Raw genomic sequence first — 18,591 nt, 5'->3', positions numbered from 1 at the left:
GTATAAGGCAGGTTACCCACGCGTTACTCACCCGTCCGCCACTAGAAACAGATCAAATCCGCCGAAGCCTCAATGAAATGTTTCCCGTTCGACTTGCATGTGTTAAGCACGCCGCCAGCGTTCATCCTGAGCCAGGATCAAACTCTCTGATAAAATGTTTGATTCACTCAAGACAACCAACTAGCTTAGTTATCTCTCGTCATTACTGTTATAAAAAGTTCATTCATTTGAATGATGATTCGTTAAGAATTTTCGAGAATCGTATGTGTTTCACTGTTTAGTTATCAAGGTTGTTTCGCTGTCATCTCTTTGCGACATCCTGTTTACTTTATCATATCTTTCAAATCTTGTCAAGCACTTTTTTCAAAAGTTTTTCAGATTTTCAAGACCCTGTCTAAAGTTGTTGGTTTCTGTCGTTCTGTTCAAACGACTTGGTTACTTTATCATAAGTTTAGTCATTTGTCAACAGTTAATTTAAATTTTCTGAAAATTATTTTATTTTTCAGTATTTCAGAAGCAATTCCTTGCGACAGATTATTTACTATACCACTGCCGCAAGGAATCGTCAAGCACTTTTTACAAAAAAGTTTATATTTTTTTGTTCAAATTATTTGTCGAATCATGTCGAACTCTTTTTCTTGCAAAGCAGCCCATGAATAATTGTAATTTCATAGTATCCTTGCACAAAACTAGCGGAGGATAAAATACTTTCCTCATCTGGAAGCATCTCCCCCGCCACCTTATTTCCTACAGAAATTCCTTCAATTTTTCCACATTCTCCTCTTCAAATTCCTGCAGCCGTTCCATCAGCTTTTTGATGTCTTTCTCCACATCATTTTCGTACTGATGAAGCTTTTTCACGGCTTCGGTAATTCCCATGCTGCTGCCCTGGATCAGCATTTTGGCGATGTGGGAGGTGGAGTCGTCGGCCATGGTCTGGAGGTTAACCATAAGGTAGGTGCGGATTTTTTCAAAGGTGCCAAGACCTTTTTCGTCATATCCGCTCCGATTCAGAATATCCCTGGCTTCATTATGAAACTTTCGATAGCCCTCGATTTGCTTTTCCAGATATGTCTGCAATTTTTCGTCTTCCGTAATCTCAAGCAGCTGCTCCAAGGTGTCTATACCCATCTGGGAATTCTGATACACATAGTTTAGAAATTCTACATCGGCATTCATAAGCGTGTCTCCTTTACTGTAAATCCATTTCTTTACATATGAAATAATAAAACTATCCTCTATGTCTATTGTAGAATTCCCATTTTTGCCGTTATTATTCCAATACACGCCCATATTCTGCCCTTCTTTTCGTTAAATATAGTTTCCAAATCAGCCTCATAGCCTGCTTACTCCATTTTATTACTTTGATATAAAATTTCATTCAAACCATGCTTCCATGGGCAAAGAGGCCACGAATATTTAAGAGGCTGGACAGTATGGACAACAGAAGCAAATCATGCAAAGCTTCAATTTGCAACTACTCACTTTTACTCATACTTTACAATTTCCTTCTTCAGCCTCTTCATGATCCTTTTTTCCAGCCTGGAAATATAAGACTGTGAAATCCCCAGAAGGTCCGCCACTTCTTTCTGTGTTTTTTCCTTTCCCTCCTGTCTTCCAAGCCCGAACCGCAGTTTGATAATCGTCTGCTCCCTTGGAGAAAGTTTGGAAATTGCTTTTCCAAGAAGCTTGATCTCCACCTCGTTCTCCAGCCTCTGGGAGATCACATCATCATCCGTTCCCAAAATATCGGAAAGCAAAAGCTCGTTTCCGTCCCAGTCCACATTCAGAGGCTCATCTATGGAAACCTCCATTTTCGTCTTACTATTGCGTCTGAGATACATAAGAATTTCGTTTTCAATACATCTGGATGCATACGTAGCCAGCTTAATATTTTTTACCGGGTTAAAAGTATTGATTGCCTTAATCAACCCGATAGTGCCAATGGAGATCAGATCCTCCACACTCACACCTGTATTATCAAACTTTTTGGCTATATAGACCACCAGCCTGAGATTGTGCTCGATCAAGGTAGACTTAGCTTCTTTCTCCTCTGGTGTACCCAGTTTTTCAAGGATCCTCGCTTCTCTTTGTGTTTCCAGTGGCGGCGGCAGAATATCACTTCCACCAATATAATAAACCTCTCCCTGTCTGCCGAGCAGGAATCTGGGCATTACCTGAAATGGATAATACGCTGCACTTGCTGATCTGTTCATGAATAAGTCCCCCTCCTAATGCAAAATTCTGGAATTCAACAGTACCTGGTACTCTTTTCCCAAAGCAGAGGGTTCCACGGCCAGCGCCAGCACCGGATTTGCCACATGAATCACCTCCCTGGGAGTGTGAATACAAAGGTCATCTAACACCACTGCCAGCAGCACGCCTTCCTCCCCGATTGTCTTATAGGGCAAAAAGTGCGGATGCAAGTCAGCCGGCTCTGTACCTTCCAGCTCCCCTGGGTTCTCCTTAAGGTGTTTCAGCCTGTCTGCATTTTCCTGCGGAAGCAATGCTTCCAGAACCTCCGGTTTTATAATAAATACCTCCTTCTGGCTGATGGGGTCTACAAGAAAATTTCCTGTATCCCAAAGCCCGAAAAACGGTTGTACATTTCCCCGATAGGACAGGGTAACTGGATAAATATTTTTCCATCTGGCACGGAAAGAATCGCTAAGATAGATCAGTGCATTAAGTCCCATGTAGGCTCCTGCGGCAACAATCAAAAAACGTATGGGTGTCGCCTTTTTTACAGGTGCCGCTTCCATAAGACCTCCCATGAAAAAAGCCATCAGGTAAACAGTCACCAGAGCTTTTACCAGAAGTCCGTTTTTCTTAAGATCCAGTCCAAGAACCAGCATGCCCCAGGCACAGCCGCCATGGAGCAGTACCTTTGCAGGAAAAATCATATCCGGCAGTACATATAAAATGAGGCAGGAAAACAGAGCGCCAACGGCTGCCGCCAGCAAAATCCTTCCACGATTTCTTTTTCGCAGGAAAAGCTTTCCTACAATGCGAAGAAGAACGTAATCCATTAAAAGATTCGTCAGAAAGACGATGTCTATGTATACGTCATAATACATAAAAAGCCCCCTGTGGCCTGTCGTCCGTTACCTTTTGCGGTAACGTCAATCCTTCACTTTGGTAAGTGAACCCATTATACGGTCACAGAGGGCGCAGATTTTGTCAAAAAGGGGCGGGAAATCCTAAGAATTTCTCGCCTCAAATCGACAGCATGATCTTTCATTTTTCGTTATTTTGTTCTAAATTAATTCTGTCAATATTATTTTCAATTAAAGCAATTCATTTTTTCATGCTTCGTGCAAAATTAATTCTACTGCTTTAATTCGTCTTCTTCATTTTTCTCATGTAAAGCATCCAGAAGACTTCTCAGTTCTCCAATCGGAAACTGTCCCGGTGCAGATGCGGCGCCAACTGTTCCAAAGGTAATGCCAGAGCCGAAGTTCTCTCCGGAAATTCGGGTAATAGAACCAATACTTCCCATTGCCATGGATACCAAAGGCTTTTCGCACTCCTGTCTCATAGCATTTGTTGCCTCCATAATTGCTGCCACGTCTTCGAAACCATGAGGCATTACCGCCATTTTCAAAATATCAGCGCCTGATTTTTCCATTTCGCGGAAGCGGTTTAAAAGAACCTCCTGACTGTCTGTTTTGTGGAAATCATGGGAAGAAGCGATCACTTTGACTCCTTCTTTTTGAAGCTCTGCCACCAGCTTTTTCTTCTCTTCCGAATTACTCATAACTTCCACATCAACCAGGTCTGCCTTTTTGCCTTTTGCAATATTTATATTGCAGGCAGCGTAATCCTCCAGAGAAATGGTAATATTTCCGCCTTCCTCACTTGTCCGGATTGTAAAAAGCAGTGGTGTTTCACCAAGAATTTCTGCCAACGCTTCAAGCACATTCTGGCAGGCTTCCGGATTCATCAGTTCTTCAAAGAAATCTGCACGCCATTCCACCAGATCTGCAGCTGCTTTTTGGGCATCCTCTGCTTCCTGGCAGATTTTTTCTCTGGTGGTTCCAGTAAGAGGAACGCAGATTTTCGGGATTCCTGCTCCAATGGTCAGGTTCTTTATCTGAATAGGTTTTGTCATTTCTTGACATCTCCTTTCTCATAGAATAATATATACTTAGTAACGCTTTAATGATTTCCAGTTTTAAACTAAATGAAAGTTCATATTCCAATATCTTAAGGCTGTTCATACTAGAGCGTGTTTGAAAAAGGCTTTCTGCAAGATGTGCGTCACAATTTGTGGGAGATTTCGCTCGGATGAGGGCGCCGTAGCGGGCTACGGCAACCGAATTCGGGTGAAATATACCGCAAAGTGGGGCGTGCAGATTGCGGGAATGATTTTTCAAACACGCTCTACCCCGGATCAGTCACTGCTATTGCCTTGGACTTTCAAAATAATAGAAACTTCAGGAGGTACCTTATGATCACAATTACCGGTCACACACAGCTTACCGCACTTCTTGGAAGTCCGGTGGCACACAGTATTTCACCACTTATGCACAATGAAGCATTCCATCTTCTTGATCTTGATTACACTTATCTTTGCTTCAATGTAAACGAGGAAAATCTGGAAACTGCTGTCATGGGACTGAAAACTTGCGGAATCCGTGGCTTCAACCTTACCATGCCAAACAAAAACAAGATCGTGGAGCTTCTGGACGAGCTTTCCCCTGCTGCCCGACTGATCGGCGCTGTGAACACCGTAGTCAATGACAATGGACGCCTTACCGGCTATAACACTGACGGTGTAGGATACATGCAGGCTGTCAGAGATGCAGGATATGATGTGATCGGAAAAACCATCACCATCATGGGGGCCGGTGGTGCAGCTACTGCCATCTGTGCACAGGCTGCCCTTGACGGGGTAAAAAAAATCCATATTTTTGCCCGTGAGACCAGTCGTTTCTGGAACCGCACACAGAAGCTGGTGGAAAATATCAACGCCACTCTTCCCTGCCAGGCCATTCTTCACGAAAACAAGGATAAAGAAGAACTGGCACAGGCTATCTCCGAGAGTGCGCTTCTTCTCAATGCCACCTCAGTGGGGATGGCTCCTGATACAGAAGGGTCCATTATTGAAGATACCAGTCTTTATCATCCGGATCTGATCGTGTCAGATGTGATCTACAATCCCCGTGAGACGCGCTTCTTGCGCGAAGCAAGAGAGGCTGGTTGCCGCACCTTCAACGGTATGTATATGCTGCTTTACCAGGGGGCTGAAGCGTTCCGTCTGTGGACAGGAAAAGAAATGCCAGTGGAGGAAATTAAGGCGAAATACTTTTCCGAATAATGCATTCATCTGCTATAATTCACAAGATTATATATTTTTTCACCTAATCCAGCTATATTTTATAACAATGTTAATATTTTCAAGAAAGGCGCCGCATCTCACAGCAGCGCCTTTCTTTTATATGGAAATCACGTTCCTATTTATTCACTTAAAACTTTTCGGAAAATCCGGCTTATTTCTGCTCTTCCTGAACCTCTACCTTACGGTTCTCTCTGCTCTTGATCTCAGCTTTGATAGAAGTAATGAACTCTCCAAGATTCTTCGCTCCTTCATCTCCCAGGAAACGGCTTCTTACAGAAACTTTGCCCTCTTCCTCTTCTTTGGCACCAACAACCAGCATATAAGGAATCTTCTGAAGTCTTGCCTCACGGATCTTGTAACCGATTTTCTCAGCACGGGTATCAATTTCGACACGAATACCAGCCTCTTTCAGCTCGTTTACAACCTTTTCTGCATAATCCATATATTTATCAGAAATCGGAAGCACCTTCACCTGTACAGGAGCAAGCCATGTTGGGAATGCACCTGCAAAATGCTCGATCAAAATACCGATAAAACGCTCGATGGATCCAAAAGCAACACGGTGGATCATGATCGGACGATGTTTCTCGCCGTCAGCACCAACATATTCACAATTAAAACGGAGCGGAAGCTGGAAATCAAGCTGGATAGTACCACACTGCCAGGTTCTTCCGATGGAGTCCTCAAGATGGAAGTCAATCTTCGGTCCGTAGAACGCTCCGTCTCCCTCATTTACTACATAATTAAGCCCGAGGTCGTCAAGAGCTCCGCGAAGAGCGTCTGTAGCCATCTCCCAGTCCTCATCACTTCCCATGGAATCTTCCGGACGTGTGGAAAGCTCTACGTGATATTTGAAACCAAACAGCTGATATACCTCGTCAATCAGTTTTGCAACCCCTTTGATCTCCTCACGGATCTGCTCCGGCATCATAAAGATATGGGCATCATCCTGTGTAAAGCAGCGTACACGCATAAGTCCGTGAAGCTGTCCGGATTTTTCATGACGATGTACCAGACCAAGCTCACCCATACGAAGCGGCAGATCACGGTAAGAACGTGGTTCTGACTGGTATACAAGAATACCTCCCGGACAGTTCATTGGCTTGATTGCAAAATCCTGATCGTCAATTACAGTTGTATACATATTTTCTTTGTAATGATCCCAGTGTCCGGATGTCTCCCAAAGATGACGTGCCAGCATGATCGGTGTGGAAATCTCAACATATCCTGCTTTCTGATGGATTTCTCTCCAGTAATCAAGAAGAGTATTCTTCAGAACCATTCCCTTAGGAAGGAAGAACGGAAATCCAGGACCTTCGTCGCTCATCATGAACAGACCAAGCTCTTTACCAAGCTTTCTGTGGTCACGTTTCTTAGCCTCTTCCATACGGGTAATATATTCGTCCAGATCTGCTTTCTTTGTGAAAGAAGTTCCGTAGATTCTGGTAAGCATTTTATTCTTCTCGCTTCCTCTCCAGTAAGCACCTGCAATACTGGTAAGCTTAAATGCTTTTACCGGTTTGGTTGTCATAAGGTGAGGTCCTGCACAAAGGTCAACAAACTCACCCTGCTGATAAAAGCTGATCTCGGCATCTTCTGGAAGATCTTCGATAAGCTCCACTTTATATGGCTCATTTTTCTCTTTGAAGAATGCGATCGCTTCTTCTCTGGATTTGGTAAAGCGGGTGATCGGAAGAGCTTCTTTAACCACTTTCTTCATCTCTGCTTCGATCTTTGCAAGATCCTCTGTGGTGATCGGGTTCTCGCTGTCAATATCATAATAAAATCCGTCTGCAATAGATGGGCCGATTGCAAGCTTTACATCCGGGTACAGTCTCTTGATCGCCTGTGCCATAATGTGGGATGTGGTGTGACGGAAAGCGCCTTTTCCGCCCTCATCCTCAAATGTCAGGATGCTTAACTCGCAGTCCTTGTCAACTACATGTCTAAGGTCAACAACTTCTCCGTCAACCTCGCCTGCACAGGCAGCTCTTGCAAGGCCTTCGCTGATATCAGATGCAATGTCGATAACGGATTTTGCTTCTGCGTATTCTTTTTTAGAACCGTCTTTTAATGTGATAATCATGATTCGTGTCTCCTTTTCTTTTTCTGAAACTGTATCCGGCAGAAAACTGTCTGATACGAAAAAACGTATGGTAACGTTTGACTGAGCACTGAAAACAAAGCATTTCCTGTACTCCCATGCAGGGACGAGACGAGCGGAAGTCACCAAGGTCACACACAAGCGTGGACTTTAACTCATTGCTCGTGAAAAACAAAAAGCCCCTTACAATGCTTTCACACTGTAAGGGACGAATATACTCGCGGTTCCACCCTGCTTGCCATAGCATACGTATCTGTAAACCAGGCCACTTATTTGATGGTAACGGAATCACCGGACCGGATTAGGGCCACTCGGAGGTAGTTTTCAACTGTTTCCTGATAAGGCATTTCCAGCCGCCTGCCTCTCTCTGAAACATTCCACAGTTTACTCTTCTCGTCAACGTGTTTTCTTATCACTGTGTCCCATTATAGCCTTGGGTTTTGGGTTTGTCAATAATCTGCAAAATAAAGATGATAAAAAATTAGATATTTCCCCGAAGTTTTTCTTTTACAAGTGCTGCTACTTCCCGCACCACATAATGCACCTGCATAATAGGATCTGATACCGCCGCAATTCCATAAGGATGTTTATATCCCAGCTTTTCCGCCAATTTTACTGCCCGGTACACGTGAAAATTATTTGACAATATTCCCGTATTTTTCTTACTGCACCCGGTAAGCTCATCGGAAAATTTCAGATTTTCTTTCGTGCTTGTAGACTTCTCTTCCAACACCAGCCGCTCCTGTGAAATACCATGCGCTGTCAGATAATTCTCCATACATTTTGCTTCCGTAATATCCTCCCCCAAGCCCTGTCCGCCGGAAAGGATCAGCGTGGTATCTTCATTCTCCCTGGCATATTTCAGTGCCGCCTTCAGACGAAGTTCCAGGGCCTTGGATGGTACATCTCCTTTTACATGAGCGCCTAACACAACTACATAATCCAGGTTCTTTTTCCCGGAAGACTTCATTCCGGAAATTACACGGCTGCAGATAAATCCAAAACAGACACTTCCGATCAGCACAGCCACCATGATCACAGTTCCCAGCCATCCAGGGAAAATTCCCGGATGATTTCTGCCATAGCGGATCAGTACTGCGCTGCCTTCCAGAACCGCTGTAAGCAGTACCCAGAACCAGGCAAAATCAGCTGTAATGCCAGCATATACCACGATCAGCACATAATAAGCCAGGCTTAAAATCCCGGCGCAAAAACAAAATAAACTCAAATTCTCTTCTCTCTTTCTAAATTCAAATCCACTCTGCGTGTTTCACTCATTACTCGCACAAAGCAAACTGATTCATACTTGTAGAACTCATAAATCAACTAATTTTCCTATAAATATACACGAAACGGATTGCCTGGCAGTTATCCACCATTGCAATCCGTCCCCACAGCCGGAATCCACCGGATACCGGTCAGTATTCACATTCTCTTATTTATTTCTTCCGCAGCAGAATTTATATTTCTTTCCGCTTCCGCATGGACACGGATCGTTACGTCCGATCTTGTGTGCCTTAACAACAGTACCGGATTTCTTCTGCTCAAGATAAAGCTCTTTACGTTTCTCCGGGGTAAAGATCTTGTCCCACTGTGGAAGATTATAAAGCCAGTCAGCCTTAGCGTCTACCATATTCTTGTAAAGAAGCTCTTTGTCAAAGCAAAGACTTACGGTAGTATTCTCATCCATAGTCTCGATCGGATTCTGAACCTTAAGGCTGTCATTGATTCCATCAAGGAAACCAACCATGGTGAGCACTTCCTGATTATATTTCTCAGCCAGCTCTTTAACTGTACCAGTAACTACTTCGTCCGGATTCTCAAGAAGCTGTGCATAAATGTTCTTCTCAATGTTAAAATATTTTGCCCAGAACTGCTGAAGTTTATTACGATCTGCCTGCTGGTCATAGGCAATGGCACGCCACTGCTCTAAAATGGTCTTGTCGCTCATTTCTTATTCCTCTTTTCAACAAAATTTCGTAATTATGCCGTTTTACAGCTGAAAATTATTATACCATCTTTTGCTGAAAAACACAAATCTTATTTTTTCTCCAAAATTTTCTTGCAGATTTTTCATAAAATTCATACTATTTTTCTGTAACATATGTATAAAAAGACTGCAACAGGTTCATACTATGAGTGTTCAGTAAAATGAACCAACAAATTCATTGAACCCCCTTCAATGATGATGCAATACAAAAGATAAGCGAGATTAACTTATATCCTCCCCGAAACGCCCCGGCTTCTGAAGTACTAGCTGAAGCCGGGGCGTTAACTTTCCTGTTTTGCTGTTTTTTTCTATTTTACTCCAAGCTTCTCCAGTTCCTTTGCAGCCTGCTTCAGATCATGGAATTCAATGGCATGAATACCAAGCTTTCTTGCAGCCTCGCAGTTCTCCGGGCGGTCATCCAGGAAAACGCTCTCCTCCGGTTTTAAACCGAATCTGGAAAGAAGTGTCTCATAAATATCAGCCTCCGGTTTGATCTGCTGAACCTCACAGGAGAAAATCACACCATCCATATTTTTCAGAAAAGGCATTTTACCTGGTCTTGTCTGATCCAGCATGAATTGGCTGTAGTTTGACAGAATGTACAGATGATAGCCCTGGCTTTTCAGATAGCTGGTCCAGGTTTCGGCGTAATCCTTAATTCCAATTGTTTTTCCTGATTCTTCGATCACACGCTTTACATCCGCTTCGTACTCGGCCGGAAGTTCTGCGATAAACTGTTTCCGGTATTCTTCTTCAGGAAACAGGCCACGGTCACGCTCATTCCAGATCTGGCTCTTAAAAACCTTCTCAGCAATCAGCTTCTCTTCTTCTGCCGAAAAGTGGAACGCTTTCAGATAGCTTTCCCAATCATAGGAAACCAATACCTGTCCCACATCAAAAATTATGTTTTTCACTTCGCCTGCGACCTCCTTTTCCTCTTTCTTCAAAAGTTTATAAACCATAAGAAATACATAAGCCAGCACTGGCACCAGAATTACAGTACCTACTGCTGCCTTAAAATTCCCCTGTGCGTTGTCGCCGCTGCCAAAAGCAAAGATCATAGGCAGACAGCAAACTGCCAGTAAGACTACCACTCCCAGAATGGCAGCTGCACGTTTAAAATTTTTCATTCTTTATTCCTTTATAAAATCCGTTTTCTTTTTTGTCATCTAGAGCATCGAAAATTAAGTTTCTGCTATATTGGCGCAACAAATAAAAATCAGACAAGTCAATATGGCAGTTACTTAATATTCGATGTACTAGATACAAGATACGCCGGAGAGAACCTCCGGCGCAGTCACATTTCAATTACCGATCACTCTGTAACCAGTAATGTATTCTTACTTACAAGCGTCTGATACGCAGCCGCTTTTTTCCCAATTATTTATTTCTGTAAATAATATCGTTTCTTCCTGGTCCGTTGGAAACCATGGTGATCGGGTATCCGATCTTCTCCTCGATGAATTCGATGTATTTTCTGCAATTCTCCGGAAGATCCTCATAGTTCTTTATTCCACGGATATCGCATTTCCATCCTGGAAGCTTCTCGATCACCGGTTTTGCTTTCTCAAGTCTGGCTGTGGTCGGGAAGTCTGTGGTAATCTCTCCGTCGATATCGTAAGCAACACAAACCGGGATCTCATCCAGATAGCCAAGTACGTCAAGTACTGTAAATGCCACATCTGTAGCCCCCTGAAGACGGCAGCCGTATTTAGATGCAACACAGTCATACCATCCCATACGTCTCGGACGTCCAGTGGTAGCGCCGTATTCTCCGCCATCACCACCGCGTCTTCTAAGCTCGTCAGCCTCTTCTCCGAAAATCTCGGAAACAAATGCACCGGCACCTACTGCGCTGGAATAAGCCTTGCTTACAACAACAATCTTCTGGATCTCATATGGAGGCACACCTGCTCCGATTGCACCATATGCTGCCAGTGTGGAAGAAGAGGTAACCATTGGGTAAATACCATGGTCAGGGTCTTTCAAAGTTCCAAGCTGTCCCTCAAGAAGGATCTCCTTGCCCTCTTTCAGTGCATTATTCAGATACAAGGAAACGTCGCATACATATGGTGCAACCATCTTCTTGTATTCCATCAGCTCTGCAAAAAGCTCATCAACGTTCAGAAGCGGTTTGTGGTATAAGTGCTCAAGAAGAACGTTCTTAGTTTCACAAACGCTTGCCAGTTTCTCCTTCAGGCGATCCTCGTCAAAAAGCTCATTTACCTGAAAACCGATTTTTGCATATTTGTCAGAATAGAAAGGTGCGATACCGGATTTAGTAGAACCGAAAGATTTGCCTCCCAGACGCTCTTCCTCATACTGGTCAAACAGAATGTGGTACGGCATAACCATCTGTGCTCTGTCAGAGATCAGAATCTTCGGTGCCGGAACACCTTTGCTTACAACCTCATTGTATTCTTTGAAAAATACAGGGATATTCAGTGCAACACCGTTGCCGATCACACTTGTGGTGTGTCCATAAAATACACCTGACGGCAGAGTGTGAAGTGCGAATTTACCATAGTCGTTTACAATGGTATGTCCTGCATTTGCACCACCCTGGAATCTAACGATAATATCAGCTTTCTCAGCGAGCATGTCGGTAATTTTCCCCTTACCTTCATCTCCCCAGTTTGCTCCAACTACTGCTTTGATCATAACTCAAATTCCTCCTGTGTCTGATCTGAATTTCATAAAAAAAGAAATTAACAACCTTTTATCATACATTAATCTCAGCTGTCATTCCAAGCATTTCCTTGTGGGAATCCAGAACCGGATTTACAACTTTTGCAATAAAGCTTTCGGTCTGCTCTTTGGCACGTCCCACATATTTCTTCGGATCCATGGTTTTCTGAAGCTCTTCCAGAGTCAGGTTAAATGCCGGATCGGCTGCGATCAGCTCAAGAAGGTTGTTGTCCTTACCTTCTACCTTAACATTCCTGCCTGCTTCCATGGAAAGCTCACGGATGCGCTCATGAAGCTCCTGACGGTCTCCACCTGCTTTTACTGCGTCCATCATAATGTTCTCAGTTGCCATAAATGGCAGCTCAGCCATCATGTGTTTCTCGATAACCTTCGGATAAACCACAAGGCCATCTACAACATTCAGGCACAGATCCAGGATTCCGTCAATTGCAAGGAAGCCTTCCGGTACGGAAAGACGCTTGTTGGCGGAGTCATCCAGGGTTCTCTCAAACCACTGGGTAGCAGAGGTGATGGCTGGATTCAGGGCATCTACCATCACATATCTGGAAAGGGAAGCAATACGCTCACTTCTCATCGGGTTTCTCTTATAAGCCATAGCGGAAGATCCGATCTGGGATTTCTCAAATGGCTCCTCTACTTCTTTCAGATGCTGAAGAAGACGGATATCGTTTGACATCTTGTGTGCACTTGCTGCAATTCCTGCCAGAACATTGACAACACGGGTATCAACTTTACGGGAATAGGTCTGTCCGGATACCGGATAGCATTCCTTGAATCCCATCTTGGCAGCGATCATCGGATCGATCTTGTCGATGGTCTCCTGGTCTCCTTCAAACAGTTCCAGAAAGCTTGCCTGTGTACCTGTAGTACCTTTAGAACCAAGAAGCTTAATGGTGCCAAGAACATATTCAAGATCTTCAAGATCCATCATAAATTCCTGTATCCACAGTGTGGCACGCTTTCCAACGGTAGTTGGCTGTGCAGGCTGGAAATGGGTAAATGCAAGTGTAGGCTGATCTTTATATTTGTCAGCGAACTTGGAAAGCTCTGCAATTACGTTTACCAGTTTCTTCTGAACCAGTTTCAGAGCTTCTGTCATAACAATAATGTCTGTATTATCTCCTACATAACAGGATGTTGCTCCCAGGTGGATGATTCCCTTTGCTTTCGGGCACTGCACACCGTAAGCATATACATGGGACATAACATCGTGACGTACTTCTTTCTCACGTGCCTTGGCAACATCATAGTTGATATCGTCTGCATGAGCTTTCAGTTCATCAATCTGTTCCTGGGTGATGTTCAGTCCAAGCTCCTTCTCAGTCTCTGCCAGAGCGATCCAGAGTCTTCTCCAGGTGCGGAATTTCATATCCTGTGAAAAAATGTACTGCATTTCCTTGCTGGCATAACGCTCAGACAAAGGGCTTGTATATCTGTCTGTACTCATTCTTTCTCTCCTGTTTCTAAGTAAGTTTTTATCATTTACTTTGCGGATCAACTGTTTTTTCCACATACAAGGGGATTATATAACATCCAAAGATTTTAAGCAAGACCCTGATGGAATTTCCCAAGGAATTCCTTCATTCTTACATGTTCTGATGAAAATACCTCTTCCGGGGTGCCTTCCACTGCGATCAGACCGTCATCCATAAAGATAATCCGGTCGGAGATGTCACGGGCAAAGCTCATCTCGTGGGTAACAATCACCATGGTGATATGCTCGGCTGCCAGGTCTTTGATTACTTTCAAGATTTCGCCAGTGAGCTCCGGATCCAAAGCAGATGTGGGCTCATCGAAGAAAAGAATATCCGGGTTCATGCAAAGGGCTCTGGCGATGGAAACTCGCTGCTGCTGTCCACCTGAAAGCTGGTATGGATAATAGTTTTCTTTATCTGAGAGTCCCATTTTCTTCAGCAGTTCTCTGGCCTGAGCGTAAACTTCTTTTTTGTCTCGTTTCTGGACTTTGATAGGAGCGTCTGTAATATTTTTAATCACAGAAAAATGGGGAAAAAGGTTAAAATTCTGGAAAACCAGTCCGATTTTTCCGTTTTTGATGATTTCGCCGCCGTCTGGTGTCTCCAGACCAGTGGCACAGCGAAGCAATGTAGACTTACCCGAGCCGGAGGGACCGATAATACTAAGAACCTCGCCCTCGTCTACTTCCAGGGAAATGTCACGGAGAACGTCCAGGGCTCCGAAACTTTTCTTTATGTGTTTCATTTCAAATAATTTCATATAGTGACTCCTTCTGGTTACCCGCACACGGTTTTACAATGTATATTCACTGCAGGTTGATGATAAATTATTAGCGGTAATAGTTCAGTTTTTTCTCTACTTTATCCATAATCACTGCTACCAGCAGGTTAAATACATAATAAAATACAGCCGCTACCACAAACGGCACCATCGTGGTCTGAGAGCTGGCAATCTGTTTCGCCAAAGTGAACATTTCAGCTACCGCTACAACAAACGCCAATGAAGTATCCTTTACCAGAGTGATTACTTCGTTGGTAATAGATGGCAAAATCCGTTTAAATACCTGGGGAAGAATGATGCGGAAGAAGGTCTGTGCTTTTGAGTAGCCAAGGATTCTGGCTGCTTCATACTGACCTACTGGCATGGATTCAATTCCACCACGGTAGATTTCTGCAAAATAAGCGGCATAATTAATTGCAAAAGCAATAAATACAGCGATCAGGCTGTAACCCATGGAAATTCGGATTCCAAAAATAAAATATGGTCCGAAATATACTACCATCAGCTGCAGCATAAGAGGTGTTCCGCGCATAATGGAGATATAAGCAGAAACGATCCATCTGATTATCTTTATTTTGGACATTTTACCCCAACAGACCAGAAGGCCAAGTGGCAGGGAAAATATAAGGGTTACAAAGAAAATTTCCGTAGTTACGGTCATTCCCTTTGCAAGCTGGCTTAACATTACACTAAAACTCATAGTTACTGTGTTCCTCCTGTTGATACTTGTGTTCTAAGGGATCGCATTTCACGTTTCATTTCATTCCATAATTCATATTATGATATGAGTGTCAAAAGGTCTTTTGACACTCATTTGATACCCGGATTGCTACGCAGCTACGCTGCTCCCGCAATCCTCCAAATATTCGAAATCCGCTGATTTACTGCGTAAATCGCTACTTTCTCATATTTGGCGTGTCCCAAGTTCAAAAGCCTTATCGTGCAAGCACGAACAGCTTTTTGACCTTTTGACACTGGTATCATATTATGCGAATCAAGCTCCTTCTTTTGGAGCAGACCCCTTCTCGCTAAGAAAAGAGGGTGCGCCAGGTACCCTCTTTTTTACATATATTCTTGTTTATATTCTATGTGAATTATTCAGCCTCATCCTCAGCAGCCTCAGCTGTCTCATCAGAATCTGCATTTTCTTCTGCCGCATCTGTGCTCTCTTCTGTCTTATCAGCTGCTTCCTCATCTCCCAGGCAAAGCATGTCAGCTACACCATACTGCTCAGCCAGTTTATCAATCTCGCCCTCATCATACAGCTTCATAACCTCGGTCCATACGGTATCACGAAGCTCCTCGTTTCCTTTGGCAAATCCAATACCGTACTGTTCGCTCTGAATCGGCTCGTCAAGGATCTTATATTTACCCTCTTCTCTCTGAGCCAGCTGATATTTGGCAACTCCGATATCAACAGCAACAGCATCAGCTGCGCCAGAATCAATATTCATAAATGCGGTATTGTAATCCGGATTCTCTGTAAGGGATGCAAAACTGTCTGTCAGTTCTTTGTTATCCTCGCTGTTCAAAGCATCAAGTGCTGCAGATGCAGCCTGTACTACAACATTCTTCCCTGCCAGATCTGCCAGTGTCTCAATTCCGGAATCGGAAGTGACTACCATAACCTGCTCGTTATTCAGATATGGATCAGACCATGTATAATCATCCTCACGTCCATTGATGGTAAAGCCATTCCAGATACAGTCAATATTTCCGGAATTCAGCTCCATATCCTTGGAATCCCAGTTAATTGGTTTCTTTACAAGCTCCCATCCAAGATTATCACATACCTTCTGTGCCACATCCAGGTCAAAACCAACATATTCGCCACTTTCATCCATATAACCAAAAGGCGGATACTCTGCATCAAATCCAACAGTCAGTGTCTTACTGTCGGCATCTGCATAAACCGTTACACTAGAGCAGATACCTGCTGCCATCAAGGCACTCATCATAATCGCCAGAATTCTTTTTTTCATAATATCTATCCTCCTGAAATCTAATTCTCATTATTTTAGTGCGTTTTCACTCTACCATGTTAAAGCATGGTTGTATGGTAGCATACGAAAGTAATTCTGTCAATATAGTTTTTTAGAAAAAGCACAGGTTCATCACGAACCTGTGCTCCTATGATACTCTCCAGTCAGCTTCTCCAGCATTTCATCCGCCTTCCCTGGTCTTATGCTGACCTCCTTTTTCTGCGCAAACTCATCCAATGCCTTTTTTAAAGTATCCTTCACTTCATCCGATACATTTAGCTCCTTCAGCCTGTTCTCATACTCCTGCGGCTTCTTCACGCTGCGATAAGCAAGCAGATAGCAAACCAGCTCCTTAGGATCGCTCTGGGTAAGGAACGCCTCCCAGAAACACTCCATTGCTTTCTCCATCTGAAAAAGATAGCTGTACGCACATCCAAGGTTATGCCACACACTCATGGTCAGTCCCGGTCTTATCTGCTCCAGCCCTTCTTTTTTCAGAAGCTGCTGATACACCTTGATGGCACTTACATACATCTTATTCGCTACCAGGGCATCCCCTTTTCTCTTTTTTCGAAGAAGAGGTGCCTCCTGATCCAGCTTGGCAAGCTTTACATTCAATGCCTTCAGCTCATCGTAAGTAAGATAATTGATCTCCTTAAATACCGGATAAAGCACATCCTCCGCGCTGGCAAATTTACCAAGATGAGGACGTAGCTTGGCTGCCAGCCTTGGCAGATCCAGTTCCTCGCTGATCCAGGTACAGAGATTTTCATTTATAACAGAAGAATCCACCAGATAAAGATTGTGGTACAGAAAGTAGCAAAGCTCCTCCAGTGAGTAAATATTGGTATTGATACTCTCCACAAAAAACGGCTTGTCCGCCTTTTTTGTCTGACATAAAATATAACCGCTCATTTCCAGCCTCCTTTACCACTCTACCAGTTCGTCCCAGACCTTGCCGCTGGAAGGGAACATTTCTCCAAATCCAAGATCTTTTACAACAACGCGGCATTTCTTCTGTGACACATATGCAAGGGCCAGAGACAGTCTTGTAGTCTTATTGGGACGCTCAGGAAGTCCGGGCAGTCCCATAATTACTTTCTTCTTGTGCTTCTCGCCGAAGGTTCCAACAACAAAAACGAGCTCTGTTATATCATCCAGGATCAGCTCACAGCCAGCTTTACACTCATACCAGTTCTTACCAGCCTCAATAAGCGGGTAATATGCCGGTGCACCCATCACCCGCATTTCCATTCCCACATCTTTCAGCACAAGAGCAGGACTCATATAACGGTACCCCTTCAGGATCTTATCCTCAAGGCGCTCCTTTCCAGCTGCACATGCACCTTTTGCAAAAAGGTTATTTCCATAATAAACCTTTCTTCGCTGCATGCAAAGGCTTCCAATGGATATTTTCGCCCAATCCGGGCTGAATCCATATCCTGTGATCTGAATGCTGGAAAAAAGACCGGTTCCAAGAGTCTCCTTAATAAAATCACGGAAAGCCTCATCTCTGGCTTCCACGGCCTTCTCTCCCTCTTCTTCAGGTGCTGTAAGAGATGGGAGGACCGTCTTCTTCGGCTCCTCAAGGCGTACCAGCACCGGCCTTGTGCTGCTGTCCATAGTCAGCTGCTGAAACTTCACTTCATCCTGGTGAAAAGAATACCAGCCGATACTCCGGTTCCAGGTCTCTCTTTTCTGGGTAAGGGAATAATAATAAAAGCTCTCTCCATGGTCTATCAGCATGTACTGATTCTTCGAAAAACCAATGGCCTGGCAGGCTTTTTCCATATTTTTCACCTGGGGGTCCTCAAGCTCAGGACTTGTGATCACCAGGCATTTTGTATTTTTTACAAGATCTGCAACTCCCAGAAATTTCAGCATACCCTCCAGAAAAACCTGAAGCAGCTCCCATGGCTCCACCTGTTCTCCCAGAATCTGCACACTGTCTTCTTTCTTACAGATTCCATACAGGTCATCCACCATCTGTCCCCCTTTTTCCCGGGCAAAATAAACTGCCTCAAGACCAATGGTGTACTCTTTATGCTCTCCGCGCCTGCAAATACAGGTAGGTGCTTCAAACTCCTGGGCACCAACTTTCATGGACACAGAGCAGGGTTCCTCCCCTTTCCGGTCATAATAGCAGATCTGGGAATAATCTTTTCCAAAATCAATTCCTATGATCAAATCACGAATTTCATTCATATAT

At 43.8% G+C, this 18,591-nt stretch carries 18 protein-coding genes and 1 rRNA gene; 2 read left to right on the top strand and 17 right to left on the bottom strand.

Annotated features, from left to right (window positions below):
• From ABHC48_RS17835 to ABHC48_RS17810, 6 genes are all read right to left on the bottom strand, one after another.
• A 16S ribosomal RNA gene (locus ABHC48_RS17835) occupies nucleotides 1-153 on the bottom strand; the annotation flags it as partial.
• A gap of 594 nt (nucleotides 154-747) precedes the next feature.
• Nucleotides 748-1,293 carry a hypothetical protein gene (locus ABHC48_RS17830; RefSeq protein WP_347505900.1) on the bottom strand — a complete coding sequence of 182 codons (546 nt, stop codon included), beginning with the start codon at nucleotides 1,291-1,293 and terminating at the stop codon, nucleotides 748-750.
• Nucleotides 1,294-1,487: 194 nt separating this feature from the next.
• A complete protein-coding gene (gene sigE, locus ABHC48_RS17825; RefSeq protein WP_195700292.1) occupies nucleotides 1,488-2,216 on the bottom strand; it encodes an RNA polymerase sporulation sigma factor SigE in 729 nt (242 codons plus the stop codon).
• Nucleotides 2,217-2,231: 15 nt separating this feature from the next.
• On the bottom strand, nucleotides 2,232-3,077 hold the full coding sequence (locus ABHC48_RS17820) for a sigma-E processing peptidase SpoIIGA (protein WP_195700291.1): 846 nt from the start codon (nucleotides 3,075-3,077) through the stop codon (nucleotides 2,232-2,234).
• Nucleotides 3,078-3,328: 251 nt separating this feature from the next.
• A complete protein-coding gene (gene aroD, locus ABHC48_RS17815; RefSeq protein WP_334285813.1) occupies nucleotides 3,329-4,057 on the bottom strand; it encodes a type I 3-dehydroquinate dehydratase in 729 nt (242 codons plus the stop codon).
• Nucleotides 3,951-4,334: a DUF6783 domain-containing protein gene (locus ABHC48_RS17810; RefSeq protein WP_334285812.1), complete on the bottom strand. Its 384-nt coding sequence runs from the start codon at nucleotides 4,332-4,334 to the stop codon at nucleotides 3,951-3,953. The genes aroD and ABHC48_RS17810 overlap by 107 nt, the downstream gene beginning before the upstream one ends.
• Between ABHC48_RS17810 and ABHC48_RS17805 the strand changes: the two genes are divergently transcribed.
• Both ABHC48_RS17805 and ABHC48_RS17800 read left to right on the top strand, forming a co-directional pair.
• Nucleotides 4,254-4,454, top strand: a complete 201-nt coding sequence (locus ABHC48_RS17805) for a DUF6783 domain-containing protein (protein ID WP_306467801.1) — start codon at nucleotides 4,254-4,256, stop codon at nucleotides 4,452-4,454. The two genes, ABHC48_RS17810 and ABHC48_RS17805, sit on opposite strands and share 81 nt — an antisense overlap.
• The gene (locus ABHC48_RS17800) at nucleotides 4,451-5,320 is read left to right on the top strand and encodes a shikimate dehydrogenase (RefSeq protein WP_195700289.1); all 870 of its coding nucleotides are present in this window, start codon (nucleotides 4,451-4,453) and stop codon (nucleotides 5,318-5,320) included. The genes ABHC48_RS17805 and ABHC48_RS17800 overlap by 4 nt, the downstream gene beginning before the upstream one ends.
• A 172-nt stretch (nucleotides 5,321-5,492) precedes the next feature.
• Here the strand turns inward: ABHC48_RS17800 and thrS are convergent, their stop codons facing one another.
• From thrS to ABHC48_RS17745, 11 genes are all read right to left on the bottom strand, one after another.
• The gene (gene thrS, locus ABHC48_RS17795; RefSeq protein ID WP_334285811.1) at nucleotides 5,493-7,430 is read right to left on the bottom strand and encodes a threonine--tRNA ligase; all 1,938 of its coding nucleotides are present in this window, start codon (nucleotides 7,428-7,430) and stop codon (nucleotides 5,493-5,495) included.
• Nucleotides 7,431-7,926: 496 nt separating this feature from the next.
• Nucleotides 7,927-8,673 carry a YdcF family protein gene (locus ABHC48_RS17790; RefSeq protein WP_195700287.1) on the bottom strand — a complete coding sequence of 249 codons (747 nt, stop codon included), beginning with the start codon at nucleotides 8,671-8,673 and terminating at the stop codon, nucleotides 7,927-7,929.
• 207 nt (nucleotides 8,674-8,880) lie between these two features.
• Nucleotides 8,881-9,396, bottom strand: a complete 516-nt coding sequence (locus ABHC48_RS17785) for an SEC-C metal-binding domain-containing protein (protein WP_118578503.1) — start codon at nucleotides 9,394-9,396, stop codon at nucleotides 8,881-8,883.
• 347 nt (nucleotides 9,397-9,743) lie between these two features.
• Nucleotides 9,744-10,565, bottom strand: a complete 822-nt coding sequence (locus ABHC48_RS17780; RefSeq protein ID WP_118578516.1) for an HAD family phosphatase — start codon at nucleotides 10,563-10,565, stop codon at nucleotides 9,744-9,746.
• A 250-nt stretch (nucleotides 10,566-10,815) separates the two neighbouring features.
• A complete protein-coding gene (locus ABHC48_RS17775; RefSeq protein WP_118578517.1) occupies nucleotides 10,816-12,096 on the bottom strand; it encodes an adenylosuccinate synthase in 1,281 nt (426 codons plus the stop codon).
• 61 nt (nucleotides 12,097-12,157) lie between these two features.
• Nucleotides 12,158-13,591 (bottom strand): adenylosuccinate lyase, encoded by a 1,434-nt coding sequence (gene purB / locus ABHC48_RS17770; protein WP_195700286.1) that lies wholly within the window; start codon nucleotides 13,589-13,591, stop codon nucleotides 12,158-12,160.
• Between the two features lie 95 nt (nucleotides 13,592-13,686).
• Nucleotides 13,687-14,379, bottom strand: coding sequence for an amino acid ABC transporter ATP-binding protein (locus tag ABHC48_RS17765; protein WP_195700285.1), 693 nt, complete (start codon nucleotides 14,377-14,379; stop codon nucleotides 13,687-13,689).
• A 70-nt stretch (nucleotides 14,380-14,449) separates the two neighbouring features.
• Entirely contained in the window at nucleotides 14,450-15,100 is a 651-nt protein-coding gene (locus tag ABHC48_RS17760) for an amino acid ABC transporter permease (protein ID WP_173716412.1), read from the bottom strand.
• A 394-nt stretch (nucleotides 15,101-15,494) separates the two neighbouring features.
• Entirely contained in the window at nucleotides 15,495-16,382 is an 888-nt protein-coding gene (locus ABHC48_RS17755; RefSeq protein ID WP_195700284.1) for an amino acid ABC transporter substrate-binding protein, read from the bottom strand.
• A gap of 132 nt (nucleotides 16,383-16,514) precedes the next feature.
• The gene (locus ABHC48_RS17750; protein WP_195589044.1) at nucleotides 16,515-17,297 is read right to left on the bottom strand and encodes a hypothetical protein; all 783 of its coding nucleotides are present in this window, start codon (nucleotides 17,295-17,297) and stop codon (nucleotides 16,515-16,517) included.
• 12 nt (nucleotides 17,298-17,309) lie between these two features.
• Nucleotides 17,310-18,587: a DUF5716 family protein gene (locus ABHC48_RS17745; protein ID WP_148461294.1), complete on the bottom strand. Its 1,278-nt coding sequence runs from the start codon at nucleotides 18,585-18,587 to the stop codon at nucleotides 17,310-17,312.
• Nucleotides 18,588-18,591 lie beyond the last annotated feature (4 nt).

The sequence above is a fragment of the Ruminococcus sp. 1001136sp1 genome, from assembly GCF_039841815.1.
Taxonomy (GTDB): Bacteria; Bacillota; Clostridia; order Lachnospirales; family Lachnospiraceae; genus Blautia_A; species Blautia_A faecis.
The sequence above is the reverse complement of the archived record's forward strand: the minus strand, read 5'-3'. Positions and strand labels throughout refer to the sequence as shown.